Source organism: Gluconobacter sp. ESL1110, from assembly GCF_058107395.1.
The window spans coordinates 63,411-77,587 of the sequence record NZ_JBYLUK010000006.1 but is presented as its reverse complement, the minus strand read 5'-3'; the positions used below and the strand labels follow the sequence as shown (position 1 = coordinate 77,587).

Here is a 14,177-nt window from a genome sequence, read left to right as displayed (position 1 = left end):
AGGAATAAGGAAGATCTGTCTGACGGCAGAAACGGGAATATTTTCTGTGTGTTATGGGATCAGAACGGCGGCACCTTCAAAGCGGCCGTGCTGCAAATCGTCGAGAGCCTGATTGGCGTCTTTGAGAGCATAAGGGGTGTTCGTCACCTTGATGCCGATCTCTGGTGCCAGTTTCAGAAAATCCAGTCCGTCCTGCCGGGTTAGATTGGCAACGGAGACGATTTCGCGTTCTTCCCAAAGCGTATCATAGGAAAAAGATGGGATCGGGCTCATGTGGATGCCGCCACACACGACCTTTCCACCCTTGCGGACGGCTTTCAGTCCGGCGGGAACCAGCGCGCCGACAGGTGCAAACAGGATGACGGCGTCAAGCTGTTCGGGTGGGAGTTCGTCTGAACCGCCTGCCCAGACTGCGCCAAGGGAGCGGGCAAAGGCCTGCTTCTCTGTGTCTCCGGGGGATGTGAAGGCATAAACCTCGCGTCCCTGCCAGCGCAGCACCTGAATGATGATGTGCGCGGCGGCTCCGAAGCCATAAAGACCAATCTTTTTGCCGTTCCCAGCTTTGCTGAGACAGCGCCAGCCGATCAGGCCAGCGCAGAGCAGAGGGGCGAGGTCCTTGTCTTCCCCTTTGTCACCCATGGGAAAGGCATATCTTGCATCAGCGACTGTCATGGTCGCGTAGCCGCCATTGCGGGTGAAGCCTGTGAAAAGAGGATGGTCGCAGAGATTTTCCATCCCGTGTGTGCAGTAGTAGCAATGCCCACAGGTATGGCCGAGCCACGGGATACCGACCCGTTCTCCGACACTCAGGCTCGTAACATTGCTTCCGAGTTTATCAATTCGCCCGACGATTTCATGGCCGGGGATAATCGGAAGGGTAGGGTTGGCGAGTTCGCCGTCCACGACATGCAGGTCTGTGCGGCAGACGCCGCAGGCCCCGATGCGGATGCGGATTTCGTCCGGTCCGGGTTCGGGAGCTGGCAGCTCCACCCATTCCAGAGGCTGGTGGTGTTGGCGGAGCTGCATGGCAAACATGGGGTGTGCTTTCTAAGGTCTCAGGAACGGAAATCCAGAACTGTACGGCCCTGAAGGCGTCCGTTCTTGAGGTTGTCGAAGATCGTGTTGATGTTCTCGATCTTGTCTGCGGTGACGACGGATTTTACTTTGCCGCGAGCAAAGAAATCCATGGCTTCGATCATGTCGAGCCGTGTGCCGACGATGGATCCGCGAATGGTTGTGCCGTTCATGACCATATCGAAGATCGAGACCGGGAAGTCTCCGGGGGGCAGGCCGTTCAGAACGATCGTACCACCACGGCGGGCATAACCCATGGCCTGCGAGAACGCGGTGCGGCCCACAGCTGTAACCAGTGCGCCGTGAGCGCCGCCAACTTCCTGCTGGATAAAGGCGGCCGGGTCCTTGTCCTTGGCATTGACGGTCAGGGCAGCGCCAAGCTTTTTGGCAGTGGCGAGTTTGTCGTCATCAATATCGACGGCCACGACATTCATGCCCATGGCGACTGCGTATTGAACGGCCATCTGACCCAGACCGCCGACACCTGAAATAGCCATCCACTGACCGGGATGAGCCTCGGTCATCTTGAGGCCCTTGTAGACAGTGAGACCGGCACAGAGGACTGGTGCTGCCTGAAGTGGGTCAATGGTGCTGGGCAGGTGTGCGACATAGTTCGGGTCTGCGACGACATATTCGGCGAAGCAGCCATTGACCGTGTAGCCGGTGTCGTCCTGATCCTTGCACAGTGTCTCCCAGCCACCCAGACAGTGTTCGCAGTGACCACAGGCGGAATAGAGCCAGGGCACGCCGACCATGTCTCCAACCTTGGAGTGTTTGACCTGGCTACCAACTGCAACGATGTGCCCGACGCCTTCGTGGCCGGGAATGAACGGAGGATTAGGCTTTGCAGGCCAGTCTCCTTCCGCGGCATGAAGGTCGGTGTGGCACACGCCACAGGTATCAACCTTGACGAGGATCTGGTCGGGCCGGATCTCGGGGATGGGAAGCCTCTCAACGGAGAGAGGCTTTCCGAACTCGCGGACGACGGCAGCTAGCATTGTATCAGCCATTGAAGTGTCTCCTTGAGAACTGGTTTACGATGTGCCGAGCGCCTTGACGGCTTCGACCATCTTGCTGAGGACGGCCTGCGCGTCGCCGAAGACCATGGCGCAGTTGTCCTGGAAGAAGAGCGGGTTTTCGACGGCAGAATAACCCATGCCCATGCCACGTTTGATGACGAAGACCTGATGGGCCTTATCGGCGTTCAGGATCGGCATGCCGTAGATCGGGGAGGATTTGTCTGTGCGAGCCGACGGGTTCACCACGTCATTGGCGCCGATGATGAGGGCGACATCCGTGTCAGCAAAGCTGTCGTTGATGTCTTCCATATCGTAGATCATGTCATACGGGACGCCGGCTTCGGCGAGCAGCACGTTCATGTGGCCCGGCATACGACCGGCGACCGGGTGGATGGCGAACTTGACATCCACGCCTGCGGCCTGAAGCTGCTTGACGAAGTCATACAGCTTGCCCTGAGCCTGAGCGACGGCCAGACCGTAACCCGGAACAATGATGACAGACGAAGCATAGCGCATCGTCGTGGCAGCATCGCCGGGAGCGACGGACTTGGCTTCTTTCTGCGGACCTGTGGCCGTGGAGGCAGAAGCTTCACCGAAATTACTGAACAGCACGTTGGAAATGGAGCGGTTCATGCCTTTGGCCATCATGACCGTCAGCAGCGTACCGGCAGAACCCACGACCATACCGGCAATCATCAGAGCCGGGTCGGCCATGACATAGCCTTCGAGACCGACGGCCAAGCCTGTGAATGCGTTGTAGAGCGAGATCACGACCGGCATGTCTGCGCCGCCGATGGGGATCGTCATGCAGATACCAGCCAGCAGGGCGCCGATGAAGAACAGCAGTGTAGCGATACCGCCGCCATCCTGATGGTACAGGAAGGCTGCCATGATGCCGAGCAGGACGGTCAGCATGAAGACGGCAGCATTGACGATACGTTGGCCGCCAAAGCGGATCGGCTTGTTCATCCGACCATCGAGTTTGGCCCAGGCGATGATGGAACCTGACAGGGACATGCTGCCGATCAGGCCACCGGCGACAGTAACGAGAAGCGGAACGATGCCTGTTTCTTTCGGGCCGGTCAGGGCGATGACGGACACTGCTGCGGCAGCACCGCCACCCATGCCGTTGAAGAGGGCGACCATCTGCGGCATGGCCGTCATGGCCACGCTACGGCCTTTCCAGCCAGCCCAGCCACCACCGATGATGAGGCCAAGAATGGCCAGAATGACATTGACGACCAGATGCGGCTTTGCAGCTTCAGAAACGCTGAAAATGCCGAGGAAGCTGGCAACTGTGACGAAGAGCATACCCCAGCCAGCCGTCACGATGCCGGAAACGGCCGTGACGGGAGAGGACATGCGCTTGAGACCGTAGACCAGCAGGCCGGAGGCGATCAGGGCGCTGATGGCGACGATATATTCGAGGAGAATCATTTCTGTGCTCCCTTCTGCGGAGCAGCTTTGTCACTGGGTTTGAACATGGCCAGCATGCGGTCTGTCACGACGTAACCGCCGACGACGTTACCGGCACCCATGACGACGCCAAGGAAGCCGACGATCTGTTCAAGGACGGAAGAGGCGTTGAACAGGGCTGTTAGCGCACCTACGACCACGATGCCGTGCACGAAGTTCGAGCCGGACATCAGCGGTGTGTGCAGAATGGAGGGCACGCGGCTGATGACCTCGTAGCCCGTGAAGGCGGCGAGCATGAAGATGTAGAGCGCGATGATGAAGGTCATTGCGGTGATCATCGTGCGGCCTCCTGTCCTGAAGCCTGTGCCGGTGCGGCGGGGGCGGCAGCCGGGGCAGGGGGTTGTGGTGCGGGCGGTGCCGGAGAATTCGGATCGACGGCCGTGCGGATGCCTTCGTTCGTGATGTAGCCATCATGAGTGAGGGCGGTGCCGGAAATGACTTCATCCGTGAAGTCCAGCTGGATCTGACCGTCTTTGGTCAGGATCTGCTGGAGCAGATGCATGATATTCTTGGAGTAGAGTTCACTGGCCTGAAGAGCGAGCATGGACGGAACATTGATCGGACCCACGATCGTGGTCGGGCCAACTTGTACGGTCTGGCCAGCCTGTGTGCCCTCACAGTTGCCGCCGCCTTCTGCACCAAGGTCGATGATGACGGAGCCCGGTTTCATGGCCTTGATCTGATCGGCATCAATCAGGCGCGGAGCCTTCTTGCCCGGGACGGCTGCCGTGGTGACGATCAGGTCGGCGCGGGCGATGTGATCGCTGATGGCCTTGCGGACCGTCTGCTTTTCTTCGTCCGTCAGTTCGCGGGCGTATCCGCCGGTTCCGGTCGCATTCACGCCGGTATCGACGAATTTGGCACCCAGAGACTGTGCTTCTTCGCGTGTCTCAGGTCGGACGTCATAGCCTTCCGTCACCGCGCCAAGGCGCTTGGCCGTGGCGAGGGCCTGTAGGCCAGCGACGCCAAGGCCCATGACCAGAACTTGTGCGGCCCGCAGGGAGCCAACGGCGGTGGTCATCATGGGAAGGATCTTGGTCATGTGCACGGACCCGAGCAGAACGGCGTAATAGCCTGCGAGGGTTGCCTGACTGGACAGGGCGTCCATGGCCTGTGCGCGGGAAATGCGGGGAACCAGTTCCATGGCGAAGCAGGTTACTTTCTGGTCGCGCAGGGCCTTGACCAGATCTGGATGGTTTCGGCCGTAGATGAAGGACACCAGAATGGCGCCAGGCTTCATGGCCTGAACGGTTTCAATGGTTGGCGGCTGAACGGCGAGGACGATGTCCGCATCGCTGAGCAGGGCCTTCCTGTCTGTTGAAAGGGTTACGTCTTTATAGGTTTCATCCGGGTAGGAAGAGGCGGCACCGGCCCCGTTTTCCATCGCGAAAGAGACGCCGAGGCTGCTGAGGCGCTCGACAACCTGCGGGATCAGGGCGACGCGGCGTTCGCCACCTTCGTCCTGTTCTTTTAATACCGTGATTTTGACGGTCATAGGTTGGAATCCTGCGTCTTTAATCTTTTGTGAAGGCGCGACTCATCCACCCCACTAAAGGGATGCAGGGGCCTGAGCCTCGTTCGACTGCCATATTGACGCTATATTTGCCTCTCTTCCCTTGATGGGTGTCAAAAGAAAAAAAGTTTCTTTCGTTTGACACAATGTAAGCGGCCGCGGCCCGAAAATCGGTTACAATCATTTCTGAAACGGTCGGTTCTGCCTGTAAGCAGCTGATTTGCAGAGGCTGGGCAGAGATGATGGATTTTCCCACACAGTCGCGGTAAGACGCATCCTTCTGATAAAACTGATCGAAAGGCTCCTGCTGCCCCATGGCATTTGATGCTGCCTTTCTGGATGAACTCCGCAACCGGACGCCCCTGGCCTCCCTGATCGGGCGGCGGAACAAGCTTGTTCGTTCGGGTCGGAACTGGAAAACATGCTGTCCTTTCCATGGGGAAAAGACGCCGTCTTTCTACGTCTATGACGACCATTTCCATTGTTTCGGCTGCGGCGCGCATGGCGATGCGATTTCGTTTGTCATGCAGAGCGATGGCCGGAGTTTTCCGGAGGCTGTGGAGCAGCTCGCCGCTGAAGCCGGACTTGAAGTCCCGAAGCAGGACCCACGAAGTGAGGCACGTGCGCGGGAGGTCAAATCTCTCGGGGACGTGCTGTCTCTTGTTCAGGCGAGTTATCGGCGTCGGCTTTTTCTTCCGGAAGGCCGGGAAGGGTTGGCTTACCTTCGTGGACGTGGGTTGAGTGACGCAACGATAGAGCGGTTCGGATTGGGCTGGTCTGGCGATGGGAGGCATCTGGTCGAAGAACTGCGTGCCCATGATGTGACGCCTGAAATGCTAATACAGGCTGGCATCCTGCGCGTGGATGATCGGGGACAGCCCAAGGGCGAACTGTTCTTCAATCGCGTGACGTTTCCAATCCGGGACCGGCGCGGGAAAATCATTTCCTTCGGCGCACGGACTTTGGGCGACGGCCAGCCGAAATATCTGAACGGACCGGAAACGGCGCTCTTTTCCAAACGACGGACCCTCTACAATCTCGATCTGGCCCGTGAGGCTGTCCACAAGGGCGCCGAGCTGGTTGTGGTCGAGGGGTATATGGATGTCATTGCTCTGGATCAGGCCGGGTTCGGGGGAGCGGTGGCTCCTTTAGGAACTGCGCTTGGAGAAGAGCAGCTTGATCTGCTCTGGCGCATGACGCCGTCTCCCATTCTGTGTCTGGATGGAGATGCGGCTGGTGCGCGTGCGGCTTTGCGTGTGTGTGAAGTGGCGCTGCCTCTGTTATCGCCAGAAAGGACGCTCCGCTTCTGCCGTCTTGATCCGAAAGATGACCCGGACAGTCTGATCCGTTCGCGCGGGGCTGGCGCGATGGGGGAAGCATTGTCGGGCGCAACGTCTCTGGCAACGGAACTGTTTGGGTTGATGACGGGGAATATGTCGGACCCCGGTCCTGATCAGCGGGCGGCGCTTCGCGAAAAGCTGGTGGCGCTTTCGAAGCTGATTCCGGATCGTGCCCTGTCTTCCGAGTATCGCAGCACGTTTCTGGATATGTTTTTCGCGCGTTTCCGGCGTGGCGGAGGCGGTGGAAAAAAGCCGTTTCAGAAGAAAGGTGCGCCGCTGCCCCTGTCGATGCAGGCTCCGGGAGAGATGCGTCATATCGAGCAGGGCAGTGTGGAGCGGCTGAATATCCTGACAGCACTGCTTCTGCGATATCCGGACATTCTTCCCGAAGTGGAACAGGCCTATAGCAGTCTGGCCCTTCCCGGTGATCTGGATCGGATTCGCGCGGCCCTTCTGGACTGGGCCTGTCAGGACGAGGATCTGACAGAAGAGAACTGTCAGCACTGGATCGAGAATCGTGGCCTGACGAATATCGTGACCGCCGTTACGGAAAGCCCGATGCCTCGTGAGGTGGGTCTTGGAAAAGACCGGGATGATGTTCTCAAGGTCGATGTCGTGGAAAGCTGGTGGCACTTTTACGGGCTTGTAAATTTTCGAAATTTCGAGCGCGAAGTGGCCAACGATATTCAGGCAACCATCATGCAGGTTTACTCTGGAGGAGGAAGCGGAGACGGTTCTTTTCCGGAAAGTCTTCTGGCCCGGATGCGCGTTCTGGAAGCGTTGCGCCGGGGTGAGGATGTGGAAGAAGAGAACTGAAAAAGGTCGGCGGTAACGTTTTTTCTTGCCTTGAAGTTGCATTCTTTTTCGTCTGAACCTTGACTTACAGCTCAGGATCGACCACCTGCACGCTGCCGAATTGCTTGCTTTCGGTGGAGTTGAGGGAGAGACGCATGGCGACGAAAACAGCCTCTGGTACGGATCGGAACGCGCAGGAACAGGAGGGGGATGCCACTCTTCTTGATACGCAGTCCGCTGCCGTAAAGCGGCTGATCGCCAAAGGGCGTGAGCGTGGCCACATCACGTTTGACGAGCTGAACGCCGTTCTGCCGCAGGACCAGATGTCCTCTGAGCAGATCGAAGACGTGATGGCAGCTCTGTCGGAAATGGGCATTCAGGTTCTCGAGAACGAAGAACAGGATGAGCCTGAGACGGCTCAGGACGAGGCCAAGGAAGAAGCTGAAGAGTCCGATGAGCCGCAGGGTGGCAACATCGACGCTGAAGCCGCCAGCCGGACGGATGATCCGGTGCGCATGTACCTGCGCGAGATGGGCTCGGTGGAGTTGCTGTCCCGCGAAGGCGAAATTGCCATCGCAAAGCGGATTGAGGCTGGTCGGGACGAGATGATTGGTGGGCTTTGCGAAAGCCCATTGACGATCCGCGCCATCATTTCCTGGCATGAGCGCCTCAAGGACGGCGAGATGCTGCTTCGTGATATCGTGGATCTGGAGGCCAGCCAGTCTGGTGGTCCAGGACCTGAAGACGAAGAAGGCGAAGAAGGCGAAGAGCCTGCTGACGACGATAGTGATGATGATGCCGAGGATGGTGACGGCGAGCAGCAGGAAGGCAGTGGTCTTTCTCTGTCCGCTTTGGAAGAGAAGCTGAAGCCGGAAATCCTGGCCCGCTTTGAAGCCATTGAGCCGCTGTATCACAAGCTGCGCCAGCTACAGACCAAGCGTCTGGAAGCATTGACCGCGGGTGAAGAATCAACGGACAAGTCCGAGCAGGTTTACGAAGAACTGCGTCGCGAACTGGTGACGCTGGTTGAGCAGGTTCATCTGCACAATAACCGGATCGAAGAACTGGTTGCGCAGATCAAGGTTCATGTTCAGCGCCTGAATACTCTGGAAGGCCGGATGCTGCGTCTTGCGGAAAGCTGCAAGATCACGCGTGACGACTTCCTGCTGAAGTATCGTAACCGCGAGATGGATCCAACCTGGATCGATTTCATCTGCACTCTGCCAGGCAAGGGCTGGAAGACGCTGACCACCCGCCATCTGGAGCAACTTCATAGTCTCCGTGGAGACCTGTCTGCGCTGGCGCATGAGACGGGTCTTCCGGTTGGCGAGTTCCGTCGTGTGTATGCGACTATTTCCCGCGGTGAGCGTGATTCCACGCGTGCCAAGAAAGAAATGATCGAGGCCAACCTGCGTCTCGTGATCTCGATTGCCAAAAAGTACACGAACCGTGGTCTGCAGTTCCTGGATCTGATTCAGGAAGGCAACATCGGTTTGATGAAGGCGGTGGACAAATTCGAGTACCGTCGCGGTTACAAGTTCTCGACCTATGCCACCTGGTGGATCCGTCAGGCGATCACGCGTTCCATCGCGGATCAGGCCAAGACGATCCGTATTCCGGTGCATATGATCGAGACGATCAACAAGCTGGTGCGGACGTCCCGTCAGATGCTGCATGAGATCGGGCGTGAGCCTGCTCCGGAAGAGCTGGCTGAAAAGCTGGGCATGCCGCTGGAGAAGGTTCGCAAGGTTCTGAAGATCGCCAAGGAGCCAATCTCTCTGGAGACGCCGATTGGTGATGAGGAAGACAGCCATCTCGGTGATTTCATCGAGGATAAGACGGCCGTCATTCCGCTGGACGCTGCGATCCAGACGAACCTGCGTGAAGCCACAACCCGCGTTCTGGCATCCCTGACGCCGCGTGAAGAGCGTGTGCTTCGCATGCGTTTCGGTATCGGTATGAACACGGATCACACGCTTGAGGAAGTTGGGCAGCAGTTCAACGTGACCCGTGAGCGTATCCGTCAGATCGAGGCGAAGGCGCTTCGTAAGCTCAAGCATCCGAGCCGTAGCCGTAAGCTGCGGTCCTTCCTCGACGATAACTGATCGTCGGGGGTATGGTGCCGGACTGGCTCAGTCCAAAGGGGGCATCCACCCGGCTTGAGGTGGATGTCACTTTTCTGGAAACGCGTACGTCCTGCGCGTCTCCAGTGCTTCCAGATGGTTTGTCCCTTGAACGGGTTCTACCACCGGCCCTCACACTTTATCGCCAGCTCTACCGCGATGTCGGAGAAGACTATTGCTGGTGGATGCGGCGCCCGATGCCGGATGCGCAGCTCGCGGAAATCCTGCATGATCCCTCCGTCTATTTTATGGTACTTTGGGATGCTGCCGGAGTTGCTCTTGGGTTCTATGAACTGGATCTGAGAGATCATGGGGATGCCAATCTGGCTTATTTCGGTCTGGTGCCGGCTGCGATCGGTCGGCGGCTTGGGCCTGTTTTGCTGAATTGTGCGGTTTCTCAGGCGTTTGACGCAGGAAGCTGGCGGCTGCGGGTGAATACCTGCACCCTCGATCATCCGCGGGCTCTGACCAACTATCAGAAGGGCGGCTTTGTGATCCGGCATGTCGTGCAGGAAGTCTGGGATGTTCCGGATGAATATCTGCCGCCGAGACTGCGTCGACTCTGAGTTTATCCTTGATTTTCGAAGGTCTGCGTGATTAATGCAGCCTTTCCCTGCCGGGCGATGTGGCGTCGCGCCGGCTATACCCACGCTTTCCTCAAGATTGCACTGTCTCCGGCACGGGCTGGACCAGTTGGGTTGACCTCATCCGAAGGGAGTTTTCATGCCACTGTACGAAAGCGTGCTTATTGCACGTAACGATGTGTCCCAGGCACAGGTCGAAGGCCTGGTCGAGACCATTGAAGCCCTGCTGACCGAGCATGGTGGTTCCATCCAGAAGCGCGAATTCTGGGGCCTCCGTTCGCTCGCATATCGCATCAAGAAGAACCGCAAGGGCCACTACGTCCTGCTCGGTATCGACTGCACCCCTGACACGCTGCGTGAACTCGAGCGTCAGCTCGGTCTGAACGAAGACGTGCTGCGCGTTCTGACGCTCCGCGTTGACGAGATCGACGAGACCCCGTCTCCGGTTCTGGCTCGCAAGAACGACGACCGTGGCGAGCGTGGCGGTTTCCGTGGCGGCTCCAAGCCGGCTGGCCGTTTCGAGAGCGGCCGTGGCGGCCCGCGTCGTGGCGGTGAAGACCGTGAAGAGTATCGTGCACGCGGCGAGCATGACGATGCTCGTGAGGCGGCTGGAGCGGAGTAAGAATCATGTCCGAGACAACCACCCCAGAAGTGAACCCGGCTACCCGTCGCACCGCAGTTGGTGCACGTCGCCCGTTCTACCGTCGTCGCAAGTCCTGCCCGTTCTCCGGTCCGAATGCGCCGAAGATCGACTACAAGGACGTGCGTCTGCTGAGCCGCTTCCTTTCCGAGCGCGGCAAGATCGTGCCGAGCCGCATCACGGCCGTTTCGGCCAAGAAGCAGCGTGAGCTGGCGCAGGCTATCAAGCGTGCCCGCTTCCTCGCCCTGCTCCCCTACGTCGTGAGCTGAGGAGAGCACCATGTCCCAGACCGCACTGATCCTGCTCCAGCGGGTCGAGCATCTCGGCCAGATGGGTGATCTTGTCCAGGTGAAGCCGGGTTACGCACGTAACTTCCTGCTTCCGCAGGGCAAGGCCATGCGTGCCACGGCTGCAAACCGCAAGCGTTTCGACACGGAGCGTGCGCAACTTGAAGCCCTGAACATCAAGAAGCGTGAAGAAGCCGAGCGTCTTGCCGAGCGTATGGACAGCCTCTCGGTTGTCATCATCCGCCAGGCCAGCGACAGCGGTAGCCTGTACGGTTCCGTCAGCACGCGCGACATCGCCGTTGCTGCTACGGATGCCGGCCTGACGGTTGCTCGTCAGCAGGTTATTCTGGCTCACCCGATCAAGGTCCTTGGCCTGACGGAAGCCCGCATCGTCCTGCACCCGGAAGTGTCCATTCCGCTGACAGTCAACGTTGCACGTTCTGCTGAAGAAGCTGAGCGCCAGGCCCGCGGCGAAGCCGTTGGCGTGGAAGAAGAGGATGAAAACATCCTCGGTGAACTGCAGGCCGAGAACGCAGCTGAAGAAGCTGCTGCCGAAGCCGCTGCGGAAGAAGTCGAAGGCTGATTTCGCTGGCATAGCCAAAACAGAGAACCCGGCCGGGTATTCCCGTGCCGGGTTTTTTGTTGTCTGCTCTTCTGGTCAGGAAACTGACAGATGTGTCACGCTTTGTCGTGAGGCGCGTGAACAGGAGGGAGGCAGGTGTGAAACCCATTCTCGATTTCGTTCTGAAGAAATTTATTCAGGTTGGAGTGCTGAGGGTCACGTTCAGTGACGGCACTGTTCATATTTACAGAGGCACCAAGCCCGGCCTTGAAGCCGGGCTCCACCTGAAAACGAAGCAGGCCGAGCGCTCTTTGGTCATCAACTCAGGCCTGGCGTTTGGCGAAGAATATATGGCGGGAGAACTCTCCCCTGAAGGATGTACGCTTGAGACCTTGATGAGGGTTTTGATGGCCAACATCATGGAGGGTGGTCACGTCTTTGAAGAAATCGAGGACCGACTCCGATATTTTGCGCGTCCCCTCAAAGGATTGAACTCCCTTAAAAAATCACGTCGCAATGTTGCGCATCATTATGATCTGAACGGTCGCCTTTACGACCTGTTTCTCGACAAGGACCGTCAATATTCCTGCGCTTACTTTGCGCATGACGACATGACCCTTGAAGAGGCACAGGCTGCGAAGAAGCGGCATATTGCTTCCAAACTCAAACTGGATCGACCGGGACTTGAGGTTCTGGATATCGGATGCGGATGGGGTGGGCTGGCCCTGACGCTGGCCAAGGATTATGGCGCCACTGTTGTGGGCATTACCCTCTCGAAAGAACAGCTGGAAGAGGCGCGACGGCGGGTTCGGGAAGAGGGGCTTGAAGGGCAGGTTCGCTTCGAACTCATGGATTATCGAAACGTCCGGCATCAGTTTGATCGTGTTGTCTCGGTGGGGATGTTCGAGCATGTGGGCAAAGCCCAGTTCGAGCGGTATTTCCGGGGGGTTAAGGATTGCCTGAGGCCTGATGGTATTGCGTTGGTTCATTCCATCGGTCGAACGGACGGGCCCGGAACGACCAATGCATGGCTTCAGAAATATATTTTCCCAGGCGGATACTCTCCTGCTCTGAGCGAGACACTGGCGGCGGTTGAGCGGTCAGGGTTATGGGTGACGGACTGTGAAATCCTTCGTCTGCATTATGCCAAAACGATTGCTGAATGGCGGAAGCGGTTTGATGCGAACCGCCAGAAAATCATTGATCTTTATGACGAGCGGTTCGTCCGGATGTTCGAATTGTATCTGATTGGAAGTGAACTGGCGTTTCGCCTGCAGGGGCACATGAATTTTCAGATACAGTTGACGCGATCGGTGGACGCTTTACCGCTCACACGGGATTACATGTACGAGACGGAGCACAAGCCTTCAGAGGTCTGAAGAAACCTCTCTTTTCGGTGTATAGCGAAAGCAGGATGGGTCATGGTCGTGCACCAGACCCACGGCCTGCATCCATGCATAGACGATGACGGGTCCGACGAAACGAAAGCCACGAGACTTCAGTTCTTTTGAAATTTTCAAGGATAGCGGAGACTGGCTCAGGACCGTTCCACTGGGATTATGAAGCGGAGCGTCAGGAACCAGTTTCGAGATGAAATCCGCAAAATCTTCGCCATTGTCTCGCATGGCGAGATAGGCGCGGGCATTCCCGATGGTCGCTACAATTTTGGCACGAGCACGAATAATGCCTTCATCCTGCATCAGCCGATCAACATCGGCATCTGTAAACAGGGCAATTTTTTCCGGGTCAAAACCGGCAAAAGCACGTCGGAACCCTTCTCGACGACGCAGGACAATCAGCCAGGACAGGCCGGCCTGAAAGCTTTCCAGAACCAGAGTTTCCCACAGAAGGCGGCTATCCCGGACAGGGACGCCCCATTCTTCGTCATGGTACTGACGAAGAAGCGGATCTGTCATGGCCCAGCGGCAACGTGGGTGGTCAGGACCGGGAACGGGCAAGGTGCAGTTCTGCAAGACGTGCGAATTCTGCGACCGAAAGGGTTTCGGCGCGTCGGGTTGGTTCGATCCCTGCTTCGGCCAGAAGAGCTTCTCCGCCAATAGACTTGAGGGAGGAGCGGAGCATTTTGCGGCGCTGTCCAAAAGCCGCTGCTGTCACTCGTTCCATGGCACGAAAGAGAGCCGGTTCCGGCTGTTCTGCATGAGGGATCAGGACAGCAACGGCAGAATGGACTTTTGGCGGCGGCGAGAAGGCTCCCGGGGGGATACGGAGGGCGACGGAGCAGGAGGCACACCATTGAGACAGCACGGCTAGCCGGCCATAGGCCGATGTGTCTGGGGCCGCGCAGATACGCTCGGCCACTTCCAGCTGAAACATCAGGGACAAACGTTCCCAGGATGCTGCCTGCTTCAGCCAGCCTACAAGGAGAGGTGTCGCGACGTTATAGGGCAGGTTGGCGATAATCTGACGCGGGGCAGGAGCAAGGCTTGCTGCGTCTAGCTTCAGGGCATCCTGACGAACGACATGCAACCGGTCGGGATAATAGCCTGCCAGTTCGTCCAGCAGAGGCCAAGCTCGTTCGTCAATTTCGACGGCATCAACACGCGCTGCGGGACTTTCAAGCAGAGCGCGGGTCAGGCCACCGGGTCCCGGGCCAATTTCCACAACGCTGCGGCCTGTCAGATCGCCGCCGAGAGAGACAATCCGGGCGCAGATGCCCGGATCGAGAAGAAAGTGCTGACCGAGAGACTTTTTGGCACCCAGACCATGGGCCTGAATGGTGTCTTTAAGGGAAGGGAGGTTCACG

At 58.0% G+C, this 14,177-nt stretch carries 14 protein-coding genes; 7 read left to right on the top strand and 7 right to left on the bottom strand.

Translation table 11 applies throughout. The annotated features are described in order from the left end of the window. Positions 1–51 precede the first annotated feature (51 nt). The 5 genes from AC3B6F_RS03170 to AC3B6F_RS03150 are packed head-to-tail and all read right to left on the bottom strand — an operon-like array spanning position 52 to position 5,064. The gene (locus AC3B6F_RS03170; RefSeq protein ID WP_489823363.1) at positions 52–1,035 is read right to left on the bottom strand and encodes a zinc-dependent alcohol dehydrogenase family protein; all 984 of its coding nucleotides are present in this window, start codon (positions 1,033–1,035) and stop codon (positions 52–54) included. 20 nt (positions 1,036–1,055) lie between these two features. Next, on the bottom strand, positions 1,056–2,084 hold the full coding sequence (gene adhP, locus AC3B6F_RS03165; protein ID WP_010502028.1) for an alcohol dehydrogenase AdhP: 1,029 nt from the start codon (positions 2,082–2,084) through the stop codon (positions 1,056–1,058). Positions 2,085–2,108: 24 nt separating this feature from the next. Next, the gene (locus AC3B6F_RS03160) at positions 2,109–3,530 is read right to left on the bottom strand and encodes an NAD(P)(+) transhydrogenase (Re/Si-specific) subunit beta (protein WP_489823362.1); all 1,422 of its coding nucleotides are present in this window, start codon (positions 3,528–3,530) and stop codon (positions 2,109–2,111) included. Next, a complete protein-coding gene (locus AC3B6F_RS03155; RefSeq protein WP_010502024.1) occupies positions 3,527–3,847 on the bottom strand; it encodes an NAD(P) transhydrogenase subunit alpha part 2 in 321 nt (106 codons plus the stop codon). The genes AC3B6F_RS03160 and AC3B6F_RS03155 overlap by 4 nt, the downstream gene beginning before the upstream one ends. Next, on the bottom strand, positions 3,844–5,064 hold the full coding sequence (locus AC3B6F_RS03150) for an NAD(P) transhydrogenase subunit alpha (RefSeq protein WP_489823361.1): 1,221 nt from the start codon (positions 5,062–5,064) through the stop codon (positions 3,844–3,846). The genes AC3B6F_RS03155 and AC3B6F_RS03150 overlap by 4 nt, the downstream gene beginning before the upstream one ends. Positions 5,065–5,396: 332 nt before the next feature. On the opposite strand from AC3B6F_RS03150, the gene dnaG reads away from it, so the two are divergent. From dnaG to AC3B6F_RS03115, 7 genes are all read left to right on the top strand, one after another. After that, positions 5,397–7,238, top strand: coding sequence for a DNA primase (gene dnaG / locus AC3B6F_RS03145; protein WP_489823360.1), 1,842 nt, complete (start codon positions 5,397–5,399; stop codon positions 7,236–7,238). Positions 7,239–7,372: 134 nt separating this feature from the next. Further along, positions 7,373–9,322 carry an RNA polymerase sigma factor RpoD gene (rpoD, locus tag AC3B6F_RS03140; RefSeq protein WP_061932450.1) on the top strand — a complete coding sequence of 650 codons (1,950 nt, stop codon included), beginning with the start codon at positions 7,373–7,375 and terminating at the stop codon, positions 9,320–9,322. Positions 9,323–9,333: 11 nt separating this feature from the next. After that, entirely contained in the window at positions 9,334–9,906 is a 573-nt protein-coding gene (locus AC3B6F_RS03135; RefSeq protein WP_010502017.1) for a GNAT family N-acetyltransferase, read from the top strand. A gap of 157 nt (positions 9,907–10,063) precedes the next feature. Further along, complete coding sequence (gene rpsF, locus AC3B6F_RS03130) at positions 10,064–10,546, top strand: 30S ribosomal protein S6 (protein WP_010502015.1); 483 nt, start codon at positions 10,064–10,066, stop codon at positions 10,544–10,546. A 5-nt stretch (positions 10,547–10,551) separates the two neighbouring features. Next, complete coding sequence (rpsR, locus tag AC3B6F_RS03125; RefSeq protein WP_007282799.1) at positions 10,552–10,833, top strand: 30S ribosomal protein S18; 282 nt, start codon at positions 10,552–10,554, stop codon at positions 10,831–10,833. Positions 10,834–10,843: 10 nt separating this feature from the next. Beyond that, complete coding sequence (gene rplI / locus AC3B6F_RS03120; protein ID WP_023943032.1) at positions 10,844–11,434, top strand: 50S ribosomal protein L9; 591 nt, start codon at positions 10,844–10,846, stop codon at positions 11,432–11,434. Between the two features lie 137 nt (positions 11,435–11,571). Next, the gene (locus AC3B6F_RS03115) at positions 11,572–12,792 is read left to right on the top strand and encodes a class I SAM-dependent methyltransferase (protein WP_489823359.1); all 1,221 of its coding nucleotides are present in this window, start codon (positions 11,572–11,574) and stop codon (positions 12,790–12,792) included. Here the strand turns inward: AC3B6F_RS03115 and AC3B6F_RS03110 are convergent. Together AC3B6F_RS03110 and rsmA are read right to left on the bottom strand one after the other, a co-directional pair. Further along, positions 12,781–13,329, bottom strand: coding sequence for a DNA-3-methyladenine glycosylase I (locus tag AC3B6F_RS03110; RefSeq protein ID WP_156470792.1), 549 nt, complete (start codon positions 13,327–13,329; stop codon positions 12,781–12,783). The two genes, AC3B6F_RS03115 and AC3B6F_RS03110, sit on opposite strands and share 12 nt — an antisense overlap. Before the next feature lie 22 nt (positions 13,330–13,351). Further along, positions 13,352–14,176 (bottom strand): 16S rRNA (adenine(1518)-N(6)/adenine(1519)-N(6))-dimethyltransferase RsmA, encoded by an 825-nt coding sequence (gene rsmA, locus AC3B6F_RS03105; protein ID WP_489823358.1) that lies wholly within the window; start codon positions 14,174–14,176, stop codon positions 13,352–13,354. Position 14,177: the final 1 nt, after the last annotated feature.

Bases quoted from the DNA above. Each gene is read 5' to 3' on its own strand.
- AC3B6F_RS03170 (WP_489823363.1), bottom strand. From the start codon at position 1,035: ATGTTTGCCATGCAGCTCCGCCAACACCACCAGCCTCTGGAATGGGTG.
- adhP (WP_010502028.1), bottom strand. From the start codon at position 2,084: ATGGCTGATACAATGCTAGCTGCCGTCGTCCGCGAGTTCGGAAAGCCT.
- AC3B6F_RS03160 (WP_489823362.1), bottom strand. From the start codon at position 3,530: ATGATTCTCCTCGAATATATCGTCGCCATCAGCGCCCTGATCGCCTCC.
- AC3B6F_RS03155 (WP_010502024.1), bottom strand. From the start codon at position 3,847: ATGATCACCGCAATGACCTTCATCATCGCGCTCTACATCTTCATGCTC.
- AC3B6F_RS03150 (WP_489823361.1), bottom strand. From the start codon at position 5,064: ATGACCGTCAAAATCACGGTATTAAAAGAACAGGACGAAGGTGGCGAA.
- dnaG (WP_489823360.1), top strand. From the start codon at position 5,397: ATGGCATTTGATGCTGCCTTTCTGGATGAACTCCGCAACCGGACGCCC.
- rpoD (WP_061932450.1), top strand. From the start codon at position 7,373: ATGGCGACGAAAACAGCCTCTGGTACGGATCGGAACGCGCAGGAACAG.
- AC3B6F_RS03135 (WP_010502017.1), top strand. From the start codon at position 9,334: ATGGTGCCGGACTGGCTCAGTCCAAAGGGGGCATCCACCCGGCTTGAG.
- rpsF (WP_010502015.1), top strand. From the start codon at position 10,064: ATGCCACTGTACGAAAGCGTGCTTATTGCACGTAACGATGTGTCCCAG.
- rpsR (WP_007282799.1), top strand. From the start codon at position 10,552: ATGTCCGAGACAACCACCCCAGAAGTGAACCCGGCTACCCGTCGCACC.
- rplI (WP_023943032.1), top strand. From the start codon at position 10,844: ATGTCCCAGACCGCACTGATCCTGCTCCAGCGGGTCGAGCATCTCGGC.
- AC3B6F_RS03110 (WP_156470792.1), bottom strand. From the start codon at position 13,329: ATGACAGATCCGCTTCTTCGTCAGTACCATGACGAAGAATGGGGCGTC.